The following is a 21,546-nucleotide window of genomic DNA, read 5'->3' as shown; positions in this document are numbered from 1 at the left end:
CGTCGGCGACCGAACATGACTGATGCACCCCCGTGCTGTGTGGACTTGGACCGTTCTGGCGAAGACGCATTCGATCATGCTGTCGGGTTGTGGGCAAACAGAGCGGTCACGCCCGGTATGGCCGCGCCGATTCCGCCGCCGATTGGCCGGAAATGAACGTAGCCGAACTCCGCTTCCGGCGACCGCGATCGAGCCGTCGGTGTCGGTGCGCAGCACGGTCGCACCCAACTCCCGCAACCGGGCGAGCGTACTCGGCGCAGGGTGTCCGTAGCGGTTGGCCACGCCGACGGGAACGAGCGCGAGCCGTGGCCGGATCCGGGCGTACAGCTCCGGGTCCTGGTGCGCGGAACCGTGATGGGCGACCTTGAGGACGTCCACCGGACCGAGGTCCGGATGCGCCCTCAAGAGGGCCTGCTGGGCGGGCGGTTCGAGGTCGCCGAGTAGGAGCAGGGTCAGCCCCGCGCCACGCACCAGCAGGGCGACGCTCGCGTCGTTGGGCCCCTCGGGAGGGGGTCCGGCCGGTGGCGGCCAGAGCACCTGCCACTCGAACGCTCCGGCCCGGCGCCGCTCGCCCTGCACCGCCGTGACGATCGGCACGCCGGCGGCCGCTGCGGTCCGCCGGACGAACTCGGCCTGTCCCGGCGGCTCTTCGAGCGCGGTGGCCTGGATCACGCCCACGGACCGGCCCCGCAGCACCCCCGACAGGCCTCCTACGTGGTCGGCGTGAAAATGCGTCAGCAGGAGCATCGGAACGCGGTGCACGCCCAGGGCGCGCAGACACTCGTCCACCGGTCCGGGCTCCGGGCCGGCGTCCACCACCAGGGCCTCCCCCGGGCCGACGGAGAGCGCAGCGGCGTCCCCCTGCCCCACGGCGCACTGGACGTAGCTCCAGTCCGGCGGCGGCCAGCCGGAAAGCGTACGGGTGAGCTGCGGCGGCCTCAGGACGGCCAGGAGCAGCAGTGCCGCCAGGGCGGAGCACAGCCACCCGCGCCCGCGGAACCGGGTACCGACGACCACTGCGACGGCCAGGGTGGCGGCGGCCAGCAGAACGCCGCCGGTGAGCCCGCCCGGCCATGACAGCTCCGCGCCCGGAAACCGGGCCCCGGCCCGGGCCACGCCCGCGATCCACCCCGCCGGCACCCCCGCACCACGGGCGAGCAGCTCCGCGGCGGGCATCCACACCGGGGCCGCCGCGAGCGCGGCGAAGCCGAGTACCGTCGCGGGACCGGCGGCCAGCTCGGCCAGCAGGTTGCACGGCACCGCCACGAGGCTGACCCGGGCGGCCAGCACGGCCACCACGGGCGCGCACACGGCCTGCGCGGCCGCTGCGGCCCCCAGCGCCTCGGCGAGCCGTGGCCCCGCCCCACGGCGCCGCAGGGCTTCGCTCCACCGCGGAGCGAGGGTGAGCAGCGCCCCGGTGGCCAGCACGGAGAGCAAGAAGCCGTGGCTGCGGGCCAGCCACGGGTCGTAGAGCACCAGCAGCAGCACGGCCGCGCCCAGGGCCGGGATCAATGACCTGCGCCGTCCGGTGGCGATGGCCAGCAGGGTGACCGCCCCGCAGCCAGCGGCCCGCAGCACGCTCGGTTCCGGCCGGCACACCACCACGAAGGCCAGTGTCAGGGCCGCCCCGCACAGGGCGGTCACCCGCAGCGAGAGGCCGAGCCGGGGCGCCAGCCCGCGCCGTTCGGCCCGCTGCGCCCGGGCCGGGGGCCCGATGAGCAGGAACAGCACCACGGTCAGGTTGGAACCGGAGACGGCCAGCAGGTGCAGCAGGTCGGTGGTCCGGAAGGCCTCGTGCAGATCGGGCGGAACCCTGGACGTGTCCCCGACGACCAGCCCCGGCAGCAGGGCCCTGGCGTCCGGTGCGAGCCCTTCGGTGGCCTCGCGCAGCCCGGCCCGCAGCCGCCCCGCGGTCCGTTGGACGGTGTCCGGGCCGCCGGTCACCCCGGGCGGGGTGTCACCGGCCGGGCGCAGCAGCGCCACGGCCCGCTCGCCGCCGTGCGCCGGGGCCAGCCGGGCGACCACCACCACCCGGGTGGAGGGCTGTAACCGGGCCCATCCCGGATGCCCGGCCAGCACGCGTACCGGGGATTCGACCCGGGTGCTCGACCCGTCGGGCCCGGTCACCCGGGTCACCACCGCGTCCAGCACCACCACCGGCGGCCCGCTCGTGCTCCGGGCGGTCCTCGGGTCGGAGCCGACGGTGAGCTCCGCGTGAACACGGGCGTGCTCCCGTGCCAGACCGGTCACCGGCCCGGCCCGCGCCTCGGCCCGCTGGAGCCCTGCCACCCCCGCGCCGGCGGCCCCGCACAGCAGGGCCGCCGCAGCGACCGGCGCGAGCCGCCACAGCCGACCCGGACGCCGGCACGCGCCCAGCATCAGCAGGCCCGCGCAGACCATCGCCAGGCCCACCCCGAGGGCGGTCTGGTGGACGGGCATGTCCAGGGCGACGGCGGCCGCCGCCCAGGCGGCCACGGCGGGCACCGCGAGGCGGAGGTCCGGCGGGACCGGTCCCGCCGGGCGGTTCACGGCCGCACCAGCGTGCGCAGGTCGGCGAAGCGCCGCTCACCGATGCCGTCGACCTGGCGGAGCTCCTCCACGGAGCGGAAGCCGCCGCGGGCGGTACGGAAGTCGACGATGTGCTGCGCCAGCACCGGCCCGACCCCCGGCAGGCCGTCGAGCTGGGCGACCGTGGCCGACCCCAGACTCAGCGGCCCGGGACCGAGACCGGCGCCGGGACCGGAGCCGGAGCCGGCGCCGGAGCCCGTCCCGGCGGCCGGCGGTGGCGGCTGCGCCGGGGCACCGACGACCACCTGCTCGCCGTCCACCAGTACACGGGCCCGGTTCAGCCCGGTCGTGTCGGTGCCGGGACGCACTCCCCCGGCGGCGGCCAACGCGTCTTCCACCCGCGAACCGGCGGGCAGCCGTCGTACCCCGGGATCCCGGACCTTGCCGCTGACGTCGACGACGATCCGCGCGGCCCCACCGGCCCCACCGGCCACCGCTCCCGCGGCCGGAGGCCCGGCCGGTGCCGTGGCCGCCGCCGGTACGGCCCCCGGGGCGACCACCGCGGGCACGTTCACCGCCCGCGGCCTGGCCGACCAGTACTGCTGCCCGGCGAAGCCGACCGCGGCGAGCAGCACCACCCCGAGGGCAGCCACCGCACGCGGCCGCACCTCGCAGCGGTCCTGTAGCCACAGCGGCAGTCGCTCCCGCACGGCCAGCCTCCGCGCGGCCCCTGAGGGCAGCCCGGACGCCCCCTCGGGCGGCGCCTGGACATCCACCCCGTCCGGGGCCCCGGACGGCGCTTGGAGCGCCCGGAGCGGCGGGGGCAGCGGCGGGGGCAGTGCATGCGGCGGGCTGCTGCCGCCCAGCAAGGCCTCGGCCCGGCGGCGCACCGCGCCGATCTCCGGATGAGGAACCCGCCGACCACGACGCGCCGTACGACGATGGCGCGGGCGACTGCCGGCGAGCCGGCCGTCGGAAAGTCGGCCGTCGGAGGGACGGGGGCGGCCCGGGCCACTGGTGGCGCCCGACGGATGCGAAGCACGCGTTCGAAGAGTCATGCCACGACCGTAGAGGCCGATCCCGTCTCCGGTTCGGATCACTCAATTCCGGTGGAAAAAAGCTCCGTTGTGGATAACCGAGCCACCCGTTCCGGTGATCAGCGGGGCGAGACGACCGCCGCCAGCAGCCCCGGGCCCGTGTGCGCCCCGATCACCGCTCCGACCTCGCTGACGTGCAGTTCGACCAGCCCGGGGATGCGCTCGCGGAGCCGCTCGGCGAGCTTCTCCGCCCGTTCCGGAGCCGCCAGGTGGTGTACCGCCACGTCGACGTCGGCGGACCCGGCGCGCTCGACGGCCAGCTCTTCCAGGCGGGCGATGGCCTTGGCCGACGTACGGACCTTCTCCAGCATCTCGATCCGCCCGCCGTCCAGCGTCAGCAGGGGCTTCACCGCCAGGGCGGAGCCGAGGAGGGCCTGCGCGGCCCCGATCCGGCCGCCGCGGCGGAGGTAGTCGAGCGTGTCGACGTAGAAGTACGCGGCCATGTCCGCCGCGCGCTTCTCGGCGGCCGCCACGGCCTCGTCGACGGATCCGCCCGCCTCGGCGACCTCGGCGGCGGCGAGCGCGCAGAAGCCGAGGGCCATCGCGATCATGCCGGTGTCGACGACACGCACGGGTACGGGTGCGGTCTTCGCGGCGAGCACGGCGGCGTCGTAGGTGCCGGACAGCTCGGCGGACAGGTGCAGGCTCACGATGCCGGTCGCCCCGGCGTCCGCGGCCGCCCGGTAGGCCCGGACGAACTCCTCCGGGCTGGGGCGCGAAGTGGTCACCGACCGGCGCTTCTGCAGGGCCAGGGCCAGGCTGCGCGCCGAGATCTCGGTGCCTTCCTCGAGTGCCTCGCCGCCGAGCACCACGGTGAGCGGGACGGAGGTGATTCCGTGCCGCGCCATGGCCGGTCGGGGCAGGTAGGCCGTGGAATCGGTGACGATGGCGACATGGCGGGACATGAGCCGGAGGTTACCGCCCGCCGGGGCATCACGGCAGCCTGGCCCCACGACGCGACCGTCGGCGGGGCTGCTACGTCCTGCCGTCGAAGTGGCGTCGGTGAGGCCCGCAGCGTCCGGTGCCGTGCACCACGAGGCCGGGGAGGGGGTCGACGCGGAGCGGCGGCGACCGACGAGACCGCGGCGGGCGAGCGTGCCGGACCCCGCGAGCCTGCGTGCCGGACGCCGCATGCGAGCGTGCTGGACCCCGCGAGCCCGGCCTGACCGACACGGCTCCCCCGAGCGGCGAGAGCCTACGGTACGAGCCGCCGCGCGCCCCGCCTCAGGTGGTGCTCTCCGGTCGGCGCGCCTTCTGCCAGGGGTACTGCGGCGCCGGAGCAGCCGGATTCAGGGCCTGCGGTTGATCCGCGCCCCGAGCCGGGCTCGCCGCCGCGGGCTGCCCCGCAGCGCTCCCCGATGCCTGTGCCGGAGCCTGCGCCGGACCCGTCGCGGCCCCGTTCGCCTGCGCCGCGTCCCACGCCGCGGCCGCCGCCGCGAGGTCGTCCACCGGCTCCCGCGCCCAGTCCCGCAGCGCATCGGACTCGACCTCGATCTGCGCCGACAGCGTGGACAGGTCGTCCTGTGCGAAGCGCTGTGCCCGGTCCCGCGCGGCCCACCGCAGCGAGTCCGCGGCCTGCTTGATCTTGGCCGTCCGCTCCCGCAGGTCCGGCAGGCGCTCCGCGATCCGCCCGCGGTCCGGGTCCTGCTCGAGCCGCTTCAGCTCGTCGTCGAGCTCGCGCCCGTGCGTGCTCAGCCGCTCGAACAGCGCGATCGACTCGTGCAGCGAGGCGTCCACCCGGACCCCGTCCTGCAGCGCCTGCTCCGTGGCGCGCATCGAAGTCCGCAGGTCGAGCCGCAGCTGCGCCAGCGCCCCCGTGACCCCGACCTGGCCGAAGCTCTTGGCGCGCAGCGTGGTGTCCTCCACCGTCCGTCGCGCCTGCGTGATGGTCCGGTCCACACCGCGCTTGGTCGCCTGCACCACCTTGACGGTCGCGTACACGCCCAACCCCAGGAAGGTGAAAAGCACCATCAGCGCGAAGATGATCAACGCGGCCTCCATGAGCATCCCTTCCCCAGTACCCGACGGCTCTTTTCCGTCCCCTCCACGGTAAACGCCACGGGCAGGCCAGGGGTTCCAATCGAACCCCCAACCTGCCCGTACGGGATTCCCCCTATGCGGGGGTGCACCCTCAGATGACGATGTTCACCAGCTTCGGCGCGCGCACGATCACCTTGCGGATCTCCGCGCCGCCCAGCGCCGCCACGACGCCCTCATCGGTCACGGCCAGCTGCTCCAGCTCCGCCTCGGAGATCGCCGGCGGCACCTCCAGCCGCGCCTTGACCTTGCCCTTGACCTGCACCACGCACGTCACGCTCTCGTCCACGACGTACGCCGGGTCCGCCACCGGGAAGTCCTGGTGGACCACCGACTCGCTGTGACCCAGCCGGTGCCACAGCTCCTCCGCGATGTGCGGGGCCAGCGGGGCGACCAGCAGCACCAGGGCCTCGGCGACCGAGCGCTCCAGCGGGCGGCCCGCCTTCGTCAGGGCGTTGTTCAGCTCGGTGATCTTCGCGATGGCGGTGTTGAAGCGCAGCCCGGTCAGGTCCGAGCCGGCCCCGTCGATCGCCTTGTGCAGCGCGCGCAGGGTGTCCTCGGCGGGCTCGGCGTCGACGACCGTCACCGCGCCCGTCTCCTCGTCCACGATGTTGCGCCACAGGCGCTGCAGCAGCCGGTACTGGCCCACCACGGCCCGGGTGTCCCACGGACGGGAGACGTCCAGCGGGCCCATCGCCATCTCGTACAGGCGCAGCGTGTCCGCGCCGTACTCCTCGCAGATCTCGTCCGGCGTGACGGCGTTCTTCAGGGACTTGCCCATCTTGCCGTGCTCACGCTTGACCGGCTGGTCCTGGTAGAAGTAGCCGCCGTCGCGCTCCTCGACCTCGGCCGCGGGCACGTAGACACCGCGCGCGTCGGTGTACGCGTACGCCTGGATCATGCCCTGGTTGAAGAGCTTGTGGAACGGCTCCGCCGAGGAGACGTGCCCCAGGTCGAACAGCACCTTCGACCAGAAGCGGGCGTACAGCAGGTGCAGCACCGCGTGCTCGGCGCCGCCCACGTACAGGTCGACACCGCCGTGCGGTGCGCCCTCACGCGGGCCCATCCAGTACTGCTCGATCTCCGGGTCCACCAGGGCCGAGGCGTTGTTCGGGTCCAGGTAGCGCAGCTCGTACCAGCAGGAACCGGCCCAGTTGGGCATGGTGTTGGTCTCGCGGCGGAAGGAGCGCACGCCCCGGCCGTCGCCCAGGTCCAGCTCCACGTTCACCCACTCGCCGTTGCGCGACAGCGGGGTCTCCGGCTTGGACGTGGCGTCGTCCGGCTCGAAGGTGCGCGGGGAGTAGTCCTCGACCTCCGGCAGCTCCAGGGGCAGCATCGACTCGGGCAGCGGGTGCGCGACGCCGTCCTCGTCGTAGACGATCGGGAAGGGCTCGCCCCAGTAGCGCTGACGGCTGAACAGCCAGTCGCGCAGCCGGAAGTTGACGGTGCCCTCGCCGATGCCGCGCTCGGTCAGCCAGTCGGTGATCGCGGCCTTCGCCCGGACGACGTCCAGGCCGTCCAGCGAGATGCCCGCGCCCGTCGAGTTGACCAGCTTCGCGTCGTAGGAGACGAAGGCGTCGTCCCACTCGGCCGGGTCGGTGCCGCGCCCGTCCGACGGCTCCACGACGCAGCGCATCGGCAGCTCGAAGGCGCGCGCGAACTCGAAGTCCCGGCTGTCGTGCGCCGGGACGGCCATGATCGCGCCGGTGCCGTAGCCCATCAGCACGTAGTCGGCGATGAAGACCGGGACCTTGTCGCCGCTGACCGGGTTGATCGCGTACTCGCCGGTAAAGACACCGGTCTTGTCCTTGGCCTCGGCCTGCCGCTCGACGTCCGACTTCGCGGCGGCCTGCTTGCGGTAGGCGCTGACGGCCTCGGCCGGCGTGGCGTGCCCGCCGGTCCACACCTCGTGGGTGCCCTCGGGCCAGGCGGCCGGGATGAACTTCTCCACCAGCGGGTGCTCGGGCGCCAGCACCATGTAGGTGGCTCCGAACAGGGTGTCCGGACGGGTGGTGAAGACGGTGATGGCCTCGTCGCCCAGCGCGAAGTCGACGCGCGCGCCCTCGCTGCGGCCGATCCAGTTCCGCTGCTGCAGCTTGATGGCCTCGGGCCAGTCCAGCGCGTCCAGGTCGTCGATCAGCCGGTCGGCGTAGGCGGTGATCCGCATGTTCCACTGGCTCAGCCGGGACTTGAAGACGGGGAAGTTGCCGCGCTCGGACCGGCCGTCGGCGGTGACCTCCTCGTTGGCCAGTACGGTGCCCAGCCCGGGGCACCAGTTCACCGGCGCGTCCGAGGAGTACGCCAGCCGGTACTCGTTCAGCACGTCGGCCCGCTCGGCCGCGGTCAGACCGGCCCAGGCGCGACCGCCGGAGACCTCACGGGAGCCGTCCTCGAAGGCGGCGACCAGCTCGGTGATCGGCCGGGCCTTCTTCGCATCGGCGTCGTACCAGGAGTTGTAGATCTGCAGGAAGATCCACTGGGTCCACTTGTAGTAGTCCGGGTCGATCGTGGCGAACGACCGGCGCTTGTCGTGGCCCAGGCCCAGCCGGCGCAGCTGGACCTTCATGTTCTCGATGTTGGCCTCGGTCGAGACGCGCGGGTGCGTGCCGGTCTGCACGGCGTACTGCTCCGCCGGCAGGCCGAAGGCGTCGAAGCCCAGGGTGTGCAGGACGTTGTGGCCGGTCATCCGCTGGTGGCGGGCGAAGACGTCGGTGGCGATGTACCCGAGCGGGTGTCCGACGTGCAGGCCCGCACCGGAGGGGTACGGGAACATGTCCATGATGAACTTGCTGGGCCGTGCGACCACTGCGGGGTCCCCGGCCAGGTCACCGGTCGGGTTCGGGGCCTCGTACGTGCCCTGCGCGTCCCAGACGTCCTGCCAGCGTGCCTCGATGTCGGCGGCCATGGCAGCCGTGTAGCGGTGCGCCTCGGCCGCCTCGGGGGCCGGGGTGTTCGTCTCGCTCATGATTTCTGAAGCTCCATCGATCGACTCTGCCGTCTCTGCCTGCCCAAACGAAAAAACCCCTCGCACAGGAGGGGGCGCCGCGCCGGGTCCGACCATCTCGAAGGGTCGGTACTGATCAGCGCGGCTCGGTAAGCAGAAGGCGTACGGCACGCATGGCGTCAGGGTACCGCAGCGGCCCCTTCCGACGCTCGGCCGTTCCACCCGTCGACACGACGCACGGGGACACGAGGGGCACCAGGGGCACGACGAGAAGCGGGCCACCCGATCCGGGTGGCCCGCTTCTTCACTGTGGAGCTAAGGAGAATTGAACTCCTGACCTCCTGCATGCCATGCAGGCGCTCTACCAACTGAGCTATAGCCCCTTGTTGTGCTTGCCGCTTCGGTTTCCCTTGCCGGTTCCCCTTGGCGACGTCCCAAACATTACACGGTCATGGCCCTGGTCCAAAAATCGGTTTCCACCGACCAGAGGCCATGTCCGGTTTGGGTCAACCTGTCACGCTCTCGCGAACTGATAGAACCGCTTGAGCGTGCAGTGCTCGTCGAGCAGCCGCCCGTAGATCGGCTCCCCTTCCAGCTCGCGGTACGTCTCGATCGGGTCGCCTTTTATGATCAGCGCCCGAGCGCATTCCTCGCACCAGTACTGGTAGTCGGGGTTGACCGGGTCCATGTCCCGCACGATCGGCGTGCCGTTGTTGCACCAGTCGCACCGGCGCCGGTGTGCACCCATCCGTCAGCGACTCCCTCCCGCGTCGGGCCGTCGTCTCCCCCTCCGGCGGTCACGATTCTGCCATGCCGGTGCGGGCCAGGTCAGCAAACGCTAAGGGTACAAAAGCAAGGATCCCGCCCCCTATTGGGGACGGGATCCTGATTGTGGAGCTAAGGAGAATTGAACTCCTGACCTCCTGCATGCCATGCAGGCGCTCTACCAACTGAGCTATAGCCCCGCTCTCCGCCGCGCTCCCCCGTCTCCGGTGTTCTGCGCTGCGAACAAGAAGAACTCTAGCCTGTGACCAGCCGGAAAGTGAAATCCGGGTGGCAGCCCCGCCGGGGAGCGGCAGAAGACCGCTCAGTCGTCGTCGCCGAGCACCGGTTCCGGCAGCGTGCCGGCGTTGTGCTCCAGCAGGCGCCAGCCGCGCGCGCCCTCGCCGAGGACGGACCAGCAGCAGTTGGAGAGCCCGCCGAGGCCCTCCCAGTCGTACGCGTTCAGGCCCAGCAGGCGCCCGATCGTCGTACGGATGGTGCCGCCGTGGCTGACCACGACGAGGGTGCCGGACCGCGGCAGCCGGTCGACGTGTTCCAGCACCACCGGCGCGGCACGGTCGGCGACCTCGGTCTCCAGCTCACCGCCGCCGCGGCGGACCGGTTCGCCGCGCTTCCACGCCGCGTACTGCTCGCCGTACTTCTCGAGGATCTCGTCGTGCGTGAGGCCCTGCCACTCGCCGGCGTACGTCTCGCGCAGCGCCGCGTCGTGCGACACCGTCAGCCCCGTGAGGGCCGCCAGCTCGGCAGCCGTGGCGGAGGCGCGCTGCAGGTCGGAGGCCACGATGGCGTCCGGCTTCAGCGAGGCGAGCAACCGCGCGGAGCGGCGCGCCTGCGCCACGCCCGCCTCGGTCAGCTCGATGTCCGTGGAGCCCTGGAAGCGGCGCTCCAGGTTCCACGAGGTCTGGCCGTGCCGCCAGAGGACGATCTTCCTGCCGGACTTGCCCGAGGTGGTCGCGCTCAGAACAGATCACCGTCCAGTTCGTCGTCGCCCGCCGCCTCGCGCAGCTTGGCGTGCTCTTCGGCCTTGCCGATGGTGAGCTTGGCGTCCTCGGGGAGTTCGATCTCGGGGCAGTCCTTCCACAGGCGCTCCAGCGCGTAGAAGACACGCTCCTCGCTGTGCTGGACGTGGACGACGATGTCGACGTAGTCGAGCAGGATCCAGCGGGCGTCGCGGTCCCCCTCGCGGCGCACCGGCTTGGCGCCGAGCTCCTTGAGCAGGCGCTCCTCGATCTCGTCGACGATCGACTTGACCTGGCGGTCGTTGGGCGCCGAGGCGAGCAGGAAGGCGTCGGTGATCGACAGCACGTCGCTGACGTCGTACGCGATGATGTCGTGCGCGAGCCGGTCGGCCGCGGCCTGGGCGGCGGCGGTGATGAGCTCGATGGAGCGGTCCGTGGCGGTCACTGGCCATGCTTTCGGGTTGGCGGGCAGATCCTTACAAGGGTCTCATGTACCGCCGACACCGCCCGCGCGCAGCGTCGCGCGCGGGCGAAAGCCTCCCTCGGTGCCGCTCCGGAGCCCGGTCAGAACGCCTTGTAGTCCTTGCCCAGGATCACCACGACCTCCGCGTTGACCGCGTTCTCCGCCTTCTTCACGGCCGTCTCGGGCAGTCCCAGCGTCTTGGCGACCTCGATCGCGCGGTCCCGCTGCGCATCGTCCTGGTAGGTGATCTGCGAGGTGGCCGCCGTCTTGTCGGCCTTGCCGCCGTCGACGAAGGCGTAGCCGCCGTTCACCAGCGCCGCCTTCGCCGCGACCTGCGTCTTCTCGTCGCCGCTGGCGTCCTTGAGGCCGACGCGCGGGGCCGCACCGGGCTGCGCCGCGGCGCCCGAGCCGCCCAGCACCTCCTTGACGACCGACTTGTTCGCGTCGTCCGTGAGCGTGCCGTCCGCCTTCACCGCGAGGACGTCCGTGCGGTACGCGCCCACCTTGGCGTGCGCGCCGAGCCGGGACAGGAGGGCACCGAGGGTCTGCGCGTTCAGGGCCGGGTCGAGGATCTGACCGACGCTCTCGACGGTCACGGCCGCCGCCTTCGGGTCGCTCGGGACCTTGCGCAGCACCGCCTGGAGCACCTTGCCCACGCGTTCCAGCTGCTTGGCCTCCGGTTCGCCCTGCCCGCGGAACGTGGCGTACGCGACGGCCATCGAGCCGCTCAGGCTCTGCTTCTGGCCCTGGGCCACGGCCGGGGTCTTGGCCGCGTCGTCGGCCGGGACCGCGGTGTCGGTGTCGACCTCGATGCCGCCGATCAGCTCGACCAGGCTCTCCAGGAAGGGGGTGTCCAGGCGCCAGGTGCCGCCGATGCGGGTGCCCAGCACGGAGTCGAGGGCCTCGCGGGTGCCGAGACCGCCTTCCTCGACCGACTTGCCGAGCCCCGTCGGCGTCCCGTCCTGGCCGCTGACGGCCAGGGCGTTCGGGAGCAGGACGGTGGCGCCCTGCTTGGTGGTGACGTTGTCGACGAGCAGCGCCGAGGAGGTGCCGCCCTTCTTGGTGTTGTGCAGGTGGACGACGATGATGTCGCGCTTCTGCGGGCCGGCGTCGGCACTCGCGCCGGTCTTCTTCTCGCCCGGGCCGTCGAGGAAGGGCAGCTTGCCCGCGTACCAGAGGTAGCCGAGTCCGCCGACGACGAACAGGGCGAGGACGACAATCAGCGCCACCACCCGGTTGCGGCCGCGGCGACGGGCCTCCTCGCGGCGTTCGGTGCGGCTCTCGGTGAACTTGAGCCAGTCGATGACGTCCTCGGAGTCCTCGTCCGGCTGGTCGATGAAGGCGAACATCTCGGTGCGGTAGTCCCGGTCCGCCCGGGGCCCGCCGTCGTGCTCGCGGTCGCGGTGGTCCTGCTCGCGGTCGCGGTCGCGCTCGTCGCCCCGCGCACCGCCCTCTTCGGCGTCCGGCCGGCGCGGCTCGGGGACCTGGGCGGCCGGCCGCTCGGCGGGGGCCGGGGGCTCCGGGGCGGTCTGCTGCGGGATCCACTGCTGGGTCTGCTGCGTGTCGTACCCGTAGGCGGGCGCCTGGGCGTACTCCTGCTGCCCGTAGTTCTGGGCGGCTGGCTGCTGCGGGTAGTACTGCTGCTGTTGCGGCTGCTGCTGGCCGTAGCCCTGGTAGTCGTAGCCGTACTGCTGCTGCTCGTACTGTTGCCCGTACTGCTGCGGGGCGGCCGGAGCGGGCTGGGCGGACTGCGCGGGCACCTGGCCGTACACCGGCCGCCCGTACGCGTCGTAGCCGACGAGCTGTTGTTCCTGGGCGGCATACGGGTCGTACGGATCCTGTCGGTCGTTCACCGCGGGGCCCCTCTCTCCGGAAGCTCAGGCTCCCCGGTACAGCTCACGCTTGTCGATGTAGCGCACGACGCCGTCCGGCACCAAATACCAGACAGGATCCCCCTGGGCCACCCTCGCACGGCAGTCGGTGGACGAGATCGCGAGCGCGGGCACCTCCACCAGGGAGACGCCGCCCTCCGGGAGCCCGTCGTCGGTGAGCACGTGGCCCGGACGGGTGACTCCGATGAAGTGGGAGAGCGAGAACAGCTCTTCTGCGTTGCGCCACGTCAGGATCTGCGCGAGCGCGTCGGCACCGGTGATGAAGAACAGGTCGGCGTCGTCGTTCTGCGCCTTCAGGTCCCGCAGGGTGTCGATGGTGTACGTCGGCCCGCCGCGGTCGATGTCGATGCGGCTCACCGAGAACTGCGGGTTCGAGGCCGTGGCGATGACCGTCATCAGGTAGCGGTCCTCGGCCGGCGAAACGGCACGCTGCGACTTCTGCCACGGCTCGCCGGTCGGCACGAACATCACCTCATCGAGGTGGAAAAGGGCGGCCACCTCACTGGCGGCCACCAGGTGTCCGTGATGGATCGGGTCGAATGTCCCGCCCATCACGCCGAGCCGGCGCTTGACCGGACCGGTAGGCATCTCCTGCTCTCCCATGAGCGCAGAGCCTACTGGCCCGGGGGACGCGTCGTTCTCGGCGGGTTCAGCCGGTTCGGCCGGTTCAGCGGTCGCGGTTCAGGCGCGTGGTGACCCAGAGCATCAGCATCAGGATGACGAAGGCACCGCCGCCGGTCAGGTACGGGTTCAGGCTGTCGTGGTTGCCGCCGTGCTGCTCGGCCCCCTCCGAGGCGAGGACGACCAGGTTGTGGGCGGTGGTGGAGAGGCTCATCAGGCAGGTACCTATCGAGTCGGGGAGCGGGCGGAGACTTCGCTCACATCGTATGCGGGGGCCTGGGGCACGCTCACGCCGACTCAGGCGTTGGAGAGGATAGACGCAGGGACGAAGAGGTCCATACAGGGGAGGGCGCAATGACGGAAACAGGGTTCGAGAAGGTGCCGGCGCGGGATCGCAGGCGGTTCCCCGGCATCTCGTCACGGGCGTACGAGCATCCGGCGGACCGCTCGGCGCTGGTGGCACTGCGCAAACTGAGCGGCTTCGACACGGTGTTCAAGGCGCTGAGCGGGCTGCTTCCGGAGCGGAGCCTGCGGCTCCTGTTCCTGTCGGAGTCGGTGCGCGTGGGCGAGACGCAGTTCCCGCACCTGCACGCGATGCTGCGCGACGCCTGCTACGTCCTGGACCTGGAGAAGGTCCCGCAGATGTACGTGCAGCAGGACCCGATCCCCAACGCCATGTGCATCGGGCTGGACGAGCCGATCATCGTGGTGACCACGGGCCTCGTCGAGCTGCTCGACGAGGAGGAGATGCGTGCGGTGGTGGGCCACGAGGTGGGCCACGCGCTGTCGGGGCACGCCGTCTACCGCACGATCCTGTTGTTCCTGACCAACCTGGCGCTGAAGATCGCGTGGATCCCGCTGGGCAATGTGGCGATCATGACGATCGTGACCGCGCTGCGGGAGTGGTTCCGCAAGTCGGAGCTCTCGGCCGACCGGGCCGGACTGCTGGTGGGACAGGACGTGCAGGCCTCGATGCGGGGCCTGATGAAGATCGCGGGCGGCAACCACCTCCACGAGATGAACGTGGACGCCTTCCTGGCCCAGGCCGAGGAGTACGAGTCGAGCGGCGATCTGCGCGACTCCGTGCTGAAGATCCTGAATCTGCTGCCCCGGACGCACCCCTTCACCACGGTGCGGGCGGCCGAGCTGAAGAAGTGGGCGGAGAGCCGCGACTACCAGCGGATCATGGACGGCCACTACCCGCGGCGGGAGGAGGACAAGGACACCTCGGTGACCGACTCCTTCCGCCAGTCCGCCGCGCACTACGCCGATGCGGTGCGCACCAGCAAGGACCCGCTGTTCAAGCTGGTCGGTGACATCGCGGGCGGCGCGGCCGACGTGGGCGGCAAGCTCCGCGACAAGTTCACGGGCTCCGGAGCCGGAGCCGGCACCGCTGCGCAGGACAAGGCAGGACCTACGGAGCAGGGCTGACGGGAGCGGCCTGCGGGGCCGGGGGCGGTGTCGCGGGCGGGCTCACGGCCGGGGTCGCGGGCGAGGCCAGGACGCCGCACAGCCCGGCCGTGCGCCGCGGTTGGCCGCTGGCGTACGGGTCGCTCGCGGCCGGGCCCACCGTGGTCGGGCCGGCTCCGGCCAGGAGCGGGCGGAAGGCCCCGGCCGGGTCGGCGGAGCAGTCCTGCGGCCCGGCCATCACATAGGCCGAGGCCAACTCCAGCCGGCGGGCCGTCAGGTCCTCCCGGTCGAAGCGCAGCCGTAGCTCTCGCCGGACGGTGAAGAGCGAGGCGCCTTCGGCCGCGGCCGGGGATCCGGTGGCGGGCCGTACGGCGTAGACGAAGGTGTGGTCGGTGGTGACCTCCAGCATGTCGGGGGCCACCTCCTCGAAGGTGAGCGTGCCGCTCACCCGTACCCGGGAGTCGGCCACGACGGCGGTGTCCTGGTCGAAGCGGACCAGCCAGCCGGTGGCCGCGTGGCGGCCGTCGCCGGAGGGCGAGGTCATGCTGCGGTCGAACTGCGCCAGCTGGTCCGGGTCGAGCAGGACGCGCACCGGGCGGGAGGCCGCTCCGGCGAGGATGTCGGGGTCCAGCGAGGACTGCACCAGGTAGTCCTTGGAGATGGACAGCGCGGCGACGACCTGGGCGTCGGTGAAGTGGTGCGTACGGCGCACGGCGGGCAGAGTGATGCCCGCCGCTCCGACCCGGTAGTCGGCGGCGGGGCTCTTCGCGTACAGCTCGGTGGGGCGGCCGCCGGGTACGTGGGTGGTCGGCGCGAGCGGGACCACGGTGCTGTTGAGCGCCTGGGCGGGTCCCCCGGGCGGGGGTACGTAGGGGTTGCGCAGCCCCATGTAGACGGCGAAGGCGAAGGCCGTGGCGATGAGCAACACGAGCAGCATGCCCTGCCGTGCGCCCCGGCCGGGGGTGCTGGTCCGGGACGCGGAGCCGCCGCCGGACCAGATGGATCGGCTGCGCACGGCACGGGCGTGTTCGCCCATGCGTTCCTGCGCGGAGTACTCCTGGAGCCGGGCGGCCCGGACGAAGTCCTCGTCGAACACCACCGACCGGTACTCGTCCGGCCGGAAGTCGTCCGGCCGGAAGTCGTCGTCGCCCCCGCCCATGCCCTCGGGGGTGCTGTTGGGTGGATCTCCTGGCACGGCCATCGCTTCTCCCCGCTGTCCCCGCTTCAGAGAAGCCCCCAGCTCCGGCGGATGCGAGTGGGGTCGTACCTTCAGGGTTGGCGAACGGAGGGGTACGTAAACGCGCCGACGCCGGTGACTTCACCCCTGGGGGTGCTGGCGGGAGCCGGAGCGGGGTCCGCCTCGCCCGAGGCACTGCGGTACACGGCGCTGAAGGCGAGCGCGACCATGCCGAGGCCCATCACGAAGGCGAGGACCCAGGCGACGGGGCGCAGCCACGGTGCGCGGCCGCGGTAGGGGCGCAGACTGCCGCCGTAGGCCCCGTACGGGCCGTCCGGGTATCCGTAGCCGCGGTCGTGGTCCCAGCCGTGGTCGTCGTCGTACCCGTCGGGGTGGCCGTACCCGTAGCTGTCGTAGTCGTCGTCGGCCGTCCAGCCGCCGGCCACGGCACGGGCGGCTTCGGCCTCCGCGCGCGCTCGGTCGGCCGCCCGTTGGCGCTCGGCGGCGCTCGGTTCTTGGATCTCGGCGTTCCGGACGAAGTCCTCGTCGAACACCACGGAGGCGAAGTCGAAATCCGCGCCTCCGCGGTCGTCGTCGGGCTCCCCGTCGTCCGGGAACGGCTTGCCCCCCACGTCGTCCGGCACAGCAACAGCCTAGACCTGGGGGGCCGCCTTGGGCAGGGTGTCCGCCGAATTCCGGCCACACCGTGCTCGAGGTGTCACTACCGAACGTGACCGTCGCCGGTGACGATGTACTTGGTGGAGGTCAGCTCGGGAAGGCCCATCGGGCCCCTGGCGTGCAGCTTCTGGGTGGAAATACCGATCTCCGCACCGAAGCCGAACTGGCCACCGTCCGTGAACCGAGTGGATGCATTCACGGCGACCGTGGTCGAGTCGACCAGCTGGGTGAAGCGGCGCGCGGCGGCCTGCGAGGTGGTGACGATCGCCTCGGTGTGGCCGGAGGTCCAGCGGCGGATGTGGGTGACGGCGTCGTCGAGGGATTCCACGACCGCGGCGGCGATGTCGTAGGACAGGTACTCGGCGGCCCAGTCCTCGTCCGTGGCGGGCAGGGCGGTGACCTTGCTGCCCTCGGCGGCGGCGAGGACCCGGGCGTCGCCGTGCACGGTGACGCCGGCGTCGGCGAGCGCGTCGAGGGCGCGCGGCAGGAAGGCGTCGGCGATGTCGCGGTGGACGAGGAGGGTCTCGGCGGAGTTGCAGACGGAGGGCCGCTGGGCCTTGGAGTTGATGAGGATGTCCACCGCCATGTCCAGGTCGGCCTGGGCGTCGACGTAGACGTGGCAGTTGCCGGTACCGGTCTCGATGACCGGGACGGTGGACTCCTCGACCACGGTCTTGATGAGGGAGGCGCCGCCGCGCGGGATGAGCACGTCGACGAGGCCGCGGGCGCGCATCAGCTCGCGGACGGAGTCGCGGGACTCGCCGGGGACGAGCTGGATCGCGTCGGCGGGCAGGCCGACGCTCAGGAGGGCGTCCCGCAGGATGGCGACGAGGGCGGTGTTGGAGGAGTAGGCGGAGGAGCTGCCGCGCAGCAGGACGGCGTTGCCGGACTTGAGACAGAGGGCGGCGGCGTCGACGGTGACGTTGGGGCGGGCCTCGTAGATGATGCCGACGACGCCGAGCGGGACGCGGATCTGCCGGAGGTCGATGCCGTTGGGGAGGGTGTTGCCGCGGACGACCTCGCCGACGGGGTCGGGGAGGGCGGCGACGTCGCGGACGTCGGAGGCGATGGCGGCGACCCGCTCCCGGGTGAGGGTGAGGCGGTCGATGACGGTCTCGCTGGTGCCGGCGGCGCGGGCCTTGTCCGTGTCCACGGCGTTGGCCGCGATGATCTCGGCCGTACGGGCCTCCAGCGCGTCCGCGATCGCCAGCAGGGCGGTGTCCTTGGCGGACCGCGGGAGTGGGGCGATCGCCGCGGCGGCGGTACGGGACCGCTGCGCGGTGGCGAGGACGGGCGAGGTGGCGCTGGCGGTGGCGGTGGCGGCATCGAGCGAGGTCATGCCGCCCAGGGTAATCCCCCGGCGGTACGCCACCGCTGGGGTTCCACCCCGCGAGACGGCCTCCGGCCGGGTCGGCGGGGTGGGGCCGGGGCTTCGCGGCTCCCGCGGCTCCCGCGGTCGGTGGCGGTCCGGGGTGGATGCGGGGCCGCTGCGCGGGGCCTTCTCCCCGCCCCGCCCTTTCGCCCCTTCCCCGGGCTCCGCCCGGACCCGGTCCTCAAACGCCGGACGGGCTGAAAGACCCGGCGCACTGCCCCGGACCGGCCCTCGAGCGCCGGACCAGCTGAAAGACCCGGGGCTCCGCCCCGGACCCGGACCTCCGAGCGCCGGACCAGCTGAAAGAGCCGGGGCTCCGCCCCGGACCCCGCTCCTCAAACGCCGGAGGGGCTGAATGGTCCAGGACCGGCTGGATGGCGCCGGGGGCTGAGTGGGCTAGTACGGGTGCACGCCCACCGGGTGGGCCGGGGGTGGGCCGTAGCCCTCCGCCACGCGTTGGTGGTACGTGGCGCGGTCGATGACCTCCAGGCCGACGATCTCCCACGGCGGGAGCTGCGCCGAGGAGCGGTGTTCGCCCCACAGCCGCAGGGCGACGGCCGCCGCGTCGTGGAGGTCCCGGGCCTCTTCCCAGTAGCGGATCTCCGCGTGGTCCTCGGCGTACCGGCTGGTCAGCAGGAAGGGATGGTCGTGGGCCAGTTGTTCCAGCCCGCGCCGGACCTCGGACAGCGGCGCCGGCTTGCCGGAGACGCTCAGGGTCACGTGCCACAGGCGCGATGCGTGATCCTGCTCCTCCCCGCCACCGCCGCCGTCACCGTCCCCCGTGCCGACGCTGGTCAGCGCTCGTCTCACCAGTCGCCTCCTGTCTCCGCCACGCGGGTCCGCCCGCCCCTCACAGTTGACCAGTCCACGGGCCGCCGCGCTCCGCTTTTACCGAACCTCAGCCCTCCAGCAGGACCAGATCGTCCCGGTGGACGACCTCCCGCTCGTACGCGGGTCCGAGTTCCCGCGCGAGCTCGCGAGTGGAGCGGCCGAGGAGCTGCGGGAGTTCCTTGGCGTCGAAGTTGACCAGGCCCCGGGCCACGGCGCGGCCGTCCGCGGAGCGCAGTTCCACCGGGTCCCCGGCAACGAAGTCGCCTTCGACCGCCGCGATCCCGGCGGGCAGCAGCGAGCTTCCGCGCTCGGTGACCGCGCGGACGGCGCCGTCGTCCAGGACCAGGTGCCCCTGCGGGGTCGACGCGTGCTGGAGCCAGAGCAGCCGGTCCGCCGAGCGGCGTCCGGTGGCGTGGAACAGCGTGCCGGTTCCCCGTCCGGCGAGGGCGTCGGCGGCCTGGCTCGCGGAGGTCAGCACCACGGGGATCCCGGCGGCGGCCGCGATCCGGGCCGCCTCGACCTTGGTGACCATGCCGCCGGTGCCCACGCCCGCCTTGCCGGCGCTGCCGATGGAGACGTGCGCGATGTCCTCGGGTCCGCGGACCTCTTCGATGCGCGTGGTGCCGGGCTGGGAGGGGTCGCCGTCGTAGAGGCCGTCCACGTCCGAGAGGAGGACGAGGAGGTCGGCGCGGACGAGGTGGGCGACGAGGGCCGCCAGCCGGTCGTTGTCGCCGAAGCGGATCTCGTCCGTGGCGACGGTGTCGTTCTCGTTGACGACGGGGAGGGCGCCCATGGCGAGCAGCTGGTCGAGGGTGCGGTAGGCGTTGCGGTAATGGGCCCGGCGGCTGGTGTCGTCGGTGGTGAGGAGCACCTGGCCGACGCGGACGCCGTACCGGGCGAAGGAAGCGGTGTAGCGGGCGACGAGCAGGCCCTGGCCGACGCTCGCGGCGGCCTGCTGCCGGGCCAGGTCCTTGGGCCTGCGGCGCAGGCCGAGCGGGGACAGCCCGGCGGCGATGGCTCCGCTGGAGACGAGGACGATCTCCTTCTCGCCTCCGCTGCGGGCCTTGGCGAGGACGTCGACGAGCGCGTCCACCCGGTCTGCGTCGAGCCCGCCGGCCGCGGTGGTCAGGGAGGAGGAGCCGACCTTGACCACGATCCTGCGGGCGTCCACGACACCTTGCCTAGCCGCTGACACGTCTGTCCCCTTGCCCCTTGCCGAAATGCCTGTCGGCGACATGCACGTCGCCGAGATGCCTGCCGTCTCAATCTACGGGGTGGGCGCGCGGGGCTGCTCGGGGGTTTCAGACCCTGGACGAGGACCCCGCCTCCACGACAGGGGCCTCCTCGGCCCGGGCGGCACCCGGGACGAGGATCTTGCGGGAGAGCAGGAAGGTGAACGGGATGGCCACGACCGCCGCGACCAGCGGGGCGATCCGGGTGTCCATCCCGGCCCAGGTCACCAGCGCGTAGAGGCCGACGGACTGGATGACGAAGTTGGTGATGTTCGTCAGCGGGAAGAGGAAGAACTTCTTCCAGGTCGGTCGGGTCCGGTAGGTGAAGTAGGTGTTCATGAAGAACGAGCCGACCATCGCCAGGACGAAGGCGAGGGAGTATGCGGCGAAGTACGGCATCCACGGGTGCAGGAGCAGGTAGATGACGAAGAAGGTGCCGGTGTTCACGCCGCCCACGAGGGCGAATCTGAACACCTGGCCGAGCTGGTCCTTGCGGCTCATCGGGCGCTGCGCTCCACGATCGTAGGCTCTGCGACCGGGGCCGCCGGCCGGTCATCGGTCCGCGGGAGCGGCTGTGCTCCGTGCGATTCCTTCACCAGGAAGTGCGGCCTGCGCTTGGCTTCGTAGTAGATGCGGCCGATGTACTCACCGATCAGGCCCAGCATGATCAACTGTACGCCGCCCAGGCCGGTGATGATCGCCACGAGGGTGACGTACCCCGGGGACTCGACGCCGTTGGTGATCGCCATGATCGTGATCCACAGGGCGTACAGGCCGGTCAGAGCGACCAGCGACACGCCGAACCAGATCCCGATCCGCAGCGGCTTGTTGTTGAAGGAGATCAGGCCGTCCATGCCGTAGTTCAGCAGGGCGCCGAACTTCCACTTCGTCTCGCCGGCCTCGCGCTGCGCGTTGCGGTAGTCGAAGTGGACGGTGTCGAAGCCGATCCAGGAGAACAGCCCCTTGGAGAAGCGGTTGTACTCCGGCAGCGACAGCAGGGCGTCCACGGCCGGGCGCGAGAGCATGCGGAAATCGCCGACGCCGTCGGTGAGCTCCACGTCGACCCAGCGGTTGACGCCCCGGTAGTAGAGGCTGCTGAGCGCGGAGCGGAGCTTCTTGTCGCCCTCGCGCGTGCGGCGGGCGATGATCTGGTCGTGTCCCTGCCGGTAGTGCTCCAGCATGGTCGCGATGAGCTCCGGCGGGTGCTGGAGGTCCGCATCCATGATCACTACGGCGTCGCCCGTGGCCTCGCGCAGGCCCGCGAGCATGCCGGCCTCCTTGCCGAAGTTCCGGCTGAAGGAGACGTAGCGGGTCTCCTCGCCGTGTTCGGCGGCGATCTTCCGGAGCTTGTCGAGGGTGCCGTCGCGGCTCCCGTCGTCGACGTAACAGACCTCGTACTCGACGGGGAGGGCGTCCAGGACCCTCCGGATCTCCACATCGAAGCTGTCGATGACGGCTTCTTCGTTGAAGCAGGGGACAACTACGGACAGCTTCGTCATGAACACTTCCTGCTGGATCCGAACGGGTGATTGTCGGCGGCCG

18 protein-coding genes, 2 tRNA genes and 1 pseudogene are annotated in these 21,546 nt (G+C 72.0%); 1 reads left to right on the top strand and 20 read right to left on the bottom strand.

Annotated elements, in window-relative coordinates:
• Positions 1 to 153 precede the first annotated feature (153 nt).
• From OG594_RS07875 to OG594_RS07815, 13 genes and pseudogenes are all read right to left on the bottom strand, one after another.
• Positions 154 to 2,379, bottom strand: a pseudogene (locus OG594_RS07875) (ComEC/Rec2 family competence protein); the annotation flags it as partial.
• 146 nt (positions 2,380 to 2,525) lie between these two features.
• The gene (locus OG594_RS07870) at positions 2,526 to 3,566 is read right to left on the bottom strand and encodes a ComEA family DNA-binding protein (RefSeq protein WP_266596560.1); all 1,041 of its coding nucleotides are present in this window, start codon (positions 3,564 to 3,566) and stop codon (positions 2,526 to 2,528) included.
• A 98-nt stretch (positions 3,567 to 3,664) separates the two neighbouring features.
• On the bottom strand, positions 3,665 to 4,510 hold the full coding sequence (locus OG594_RS07865; RefSeq protein WP_266596558.1) for a DegV family protein: 846 nt from the start codon (positions 4,508 to 4,510) through the stop codon (positions 3,665 to 3,667).
• A 319-nt stretch (positions 4,511 to 4,829) separates the two neighbouring features.
• Entirely contained in the window at positions 4,830 to 5,606 is a 777-nt protein-coding gene (locus OG594_RS07860; RefSeq protein ID WP_266596556.1) for a hypothetical protein, read from the bottom strand.
• A 130-nt stretch (positions 5,607 to 5,736) separates the two neighbouring features.
• Entirely contained in the window at positions 5,737 to 8,607 is a 2,871-nt protein-coding gene (gene leuS, locus OG594_RS07855) for a leucine--tRNA ligase (protein ID WP_266596555.1), read from the bottom strand.
• Between the two features lie 289 nt (positions 8,608 to 8,896).
• A tRNA-Ala gene (locus tag OG594_RS07850) sits at positions 8,897 to 8,969 on the bottom strand.
• Positions 8,970 to 9,100: 131 nt separating this feature from the next.
• On the bottom strand, positions 9,101 to 9,334 hold the full coding sequence (locus OG594_RS07845; RefSeq protein WP_008738908.1) for a hypothetical protein: 234 nt from the start codon (positions 9,332 to 9,334) through the stop codon (positions 9,101 to 9,103).
• Between the two features lie 144 nt (positions 9,335 to 9,478).
• A tRNA-Ala gene (locus tag OG594_RS07840) sits at positions 9,479 to 9,551 on the bottom strand.
• A gap of 122 nt (positions 9,552 to 9,673) precedes the next feature.
• Positions 9,674 to 10,330: a histidine phosphatase family protein gene (locus tag OG594_RS07835; RefSeq protein WP_266602711.1), complete on the bottom strand. Its 657-nt coding sequence runs from the start codon at positions 10,328 to 10,330 to the stop codon at positions 9,674 to 9,676.
• Positions 10,327 to 10,773 carry a ribosome silencing factor gene (gene rsfS, locus OG594_RS07830; RefSeq protein WP_030008628.1) on the bottom strand — a complete coding sequence of 149 codons (447 nt, stop codon included), beginning with the start codon at positions 10,771 to 10,773 and terminating at the stop codon, positions 10,327 to 10,329. The genes OG594_RS07835 and rsfS overlap by 4 nt, the downstream gene beginning before the upstream one ends.
• 119 nt (positions 10,774 to 10,892) lie before the next feature.
• Positions 10,893 to 12,644, bottom strand: coding sequence for an LCP family protein (locus OG594_RS07825; RefSeq protein ID WP_266596552.1), 1,752 nt, complete (start codon positions 12,642 to 12,644; stop codon positions 10,893 to 10,895).
• A 24-nt stretch (positions 12,645 to 12,668) separates the two neighbouring features.
• Positions 12,669 to 13,286, bottom strand: a complete 618-nt coding sequence (nadD, locus tag OG594_RS07820; protein WP_030008626.1) for a nicotinate-nucleotide adenylyltransferase — start codon at positions 13,284 to 13,286, stop codon at positions 12,669 to 12,671.
• Between the two features lie 64 nt (positions 13,287 to 13,350).
• Positions 13,351 to 13,518 (bottom strand): hypothetical protein, encoded by a 168-nt coding sequence (locus OG594_RS07815; RefSeq protein WP_033224011.1) that lies wholly within the window; start codon positions 13,516 to 13,518, stop codon positions 13,351 to 13,353.
• 140 nt (positions 13,519 to 13,658) lie between these two features.
• On the opposite strand from OG594_RS07815, the gene OG594_RS07810 reads away from it, so the two are divergent.
• Complete coding sequence (locus OG594_RS07810; protein WP_266596550.1) at positions 13,659 to 14,735, top strand: M48 family metallopeptidase; 1,077 nt, start codon at positions 13,659 to 13,661, stop codon at positions 14,733 to 14,735.
• Here the strand turns inward: OG594_RS07810 and OG594_RS07805 are convergent.
• From OG594_RS07805 to OG594_RS07775, 7 genes are all read right to left on the bottom strand, one after another.
• Positions 14,719 to 15,915: a hypothetical protein gene (locus OG594_RS07805; protein ID WP_266596548.1), complete on the bottom strand. Its 1,197-nt coding sequence runs from the start codon at positions 15,913 to 15,915 to the stop codon at positions 14,719 to 14,721. The two genes, OG594_RS07810 and OG594_RS07805, sit on opposite strands and share 17 nt — an antisense overlap.
• A gap of 68 nt (positions 15,916 to 15,983) precedes the next feature.
• Positions 15,984 to 16,535 (bottom strand): hypothetical protein, encoded by a 552-nt coding sequence (locus tag OG594_RS07800; RefSeq protein ID WP_266596546.1) that lies wholly within the window; start codon positions 16,533 to 16,535, stop codon positions 15,984 to 15,986.
• A gap of 77 nt (positions 16,536 to 16,612) precedes the next feature.
• Positions 16,613 to 17,908 (bottom strand): glutamate-5-semialdehyde dehydrogenase, encoded by a 1,296-nt coding sequence (locus tag OG594_RS07795; protein ID WP_266596544.1) that lies wholly within the window; start codon positions 17,906 to 17,908, stop codon positions 16,613 to 16,615.
• Between the two features lie 429 nt (positions 17,909 to 18,337).
• The gene (locus OG594_RS07790; RefSeq protein ID WP_266602709.1) at positions 18,338 to 18,739 is read right to left on the bottom strand and encodes a hypothetical protein; all 402 of its coding nucleotides are present in this window, start codon (positions 18,737 to 18,739) and stop codon (positions 18,338 to 18,340) included.
• Positions 18,740 to 18,839: 100 nt separating this feature from the next.
• Complete coding sequence (gene proB, locus OG594_RS07785) at positions 18,840 to 19,967, bottom strand: glutamate 5-kinase (RefSeq protein WP_030008620.1); 1,128 nt, start codon at positions 19,965 to 19,967, stop codon at positions 18,840 to 18,842.
• Between the two features lie 106 nt (positions 19,968 to 20,073).
• Positions 20,074 to 20,505 (bottom strand): GtrA family protein, encoded by a 432-nt coding sequence (locus OG594_RS07780; RefSeq protein WP_266596542.1) that lies wholly within the window; start codon positions 20,503 to 20,505, stop codon positions 20,074 to 20,076.
• Positions 20,502 to 21,503 (bottom strand): glycosyltransferase family 2 protein, encoded by a 1,002-nt coding sequence (locus OG594_RS07775; RefSeq protein WP_266596540.1) that lies wholly within the window; start codon positions 21,501 to 21,503, stop codon positions 20,502 to 20,504. The genes OG594_RS07780 and OG594_RS07775 overlap by 4 nt, the downstream gene beginning before the upstream one ends.
• Between the last annotated feature and the right edge of the window lie 43 nt (positions 21,504 to 21,546).

This window comes from Streptomyces sp. NBC_01214, assembly GCF_026340975.1.
Lineage (GTDB): Bacteria > Actinomycetota > Actinomycetes > Streptomycetales > Streptomycetaceae > Streptomyces.
This window is presented reverse-complemented; position numbering and strand designations above follow the sequence as displayed.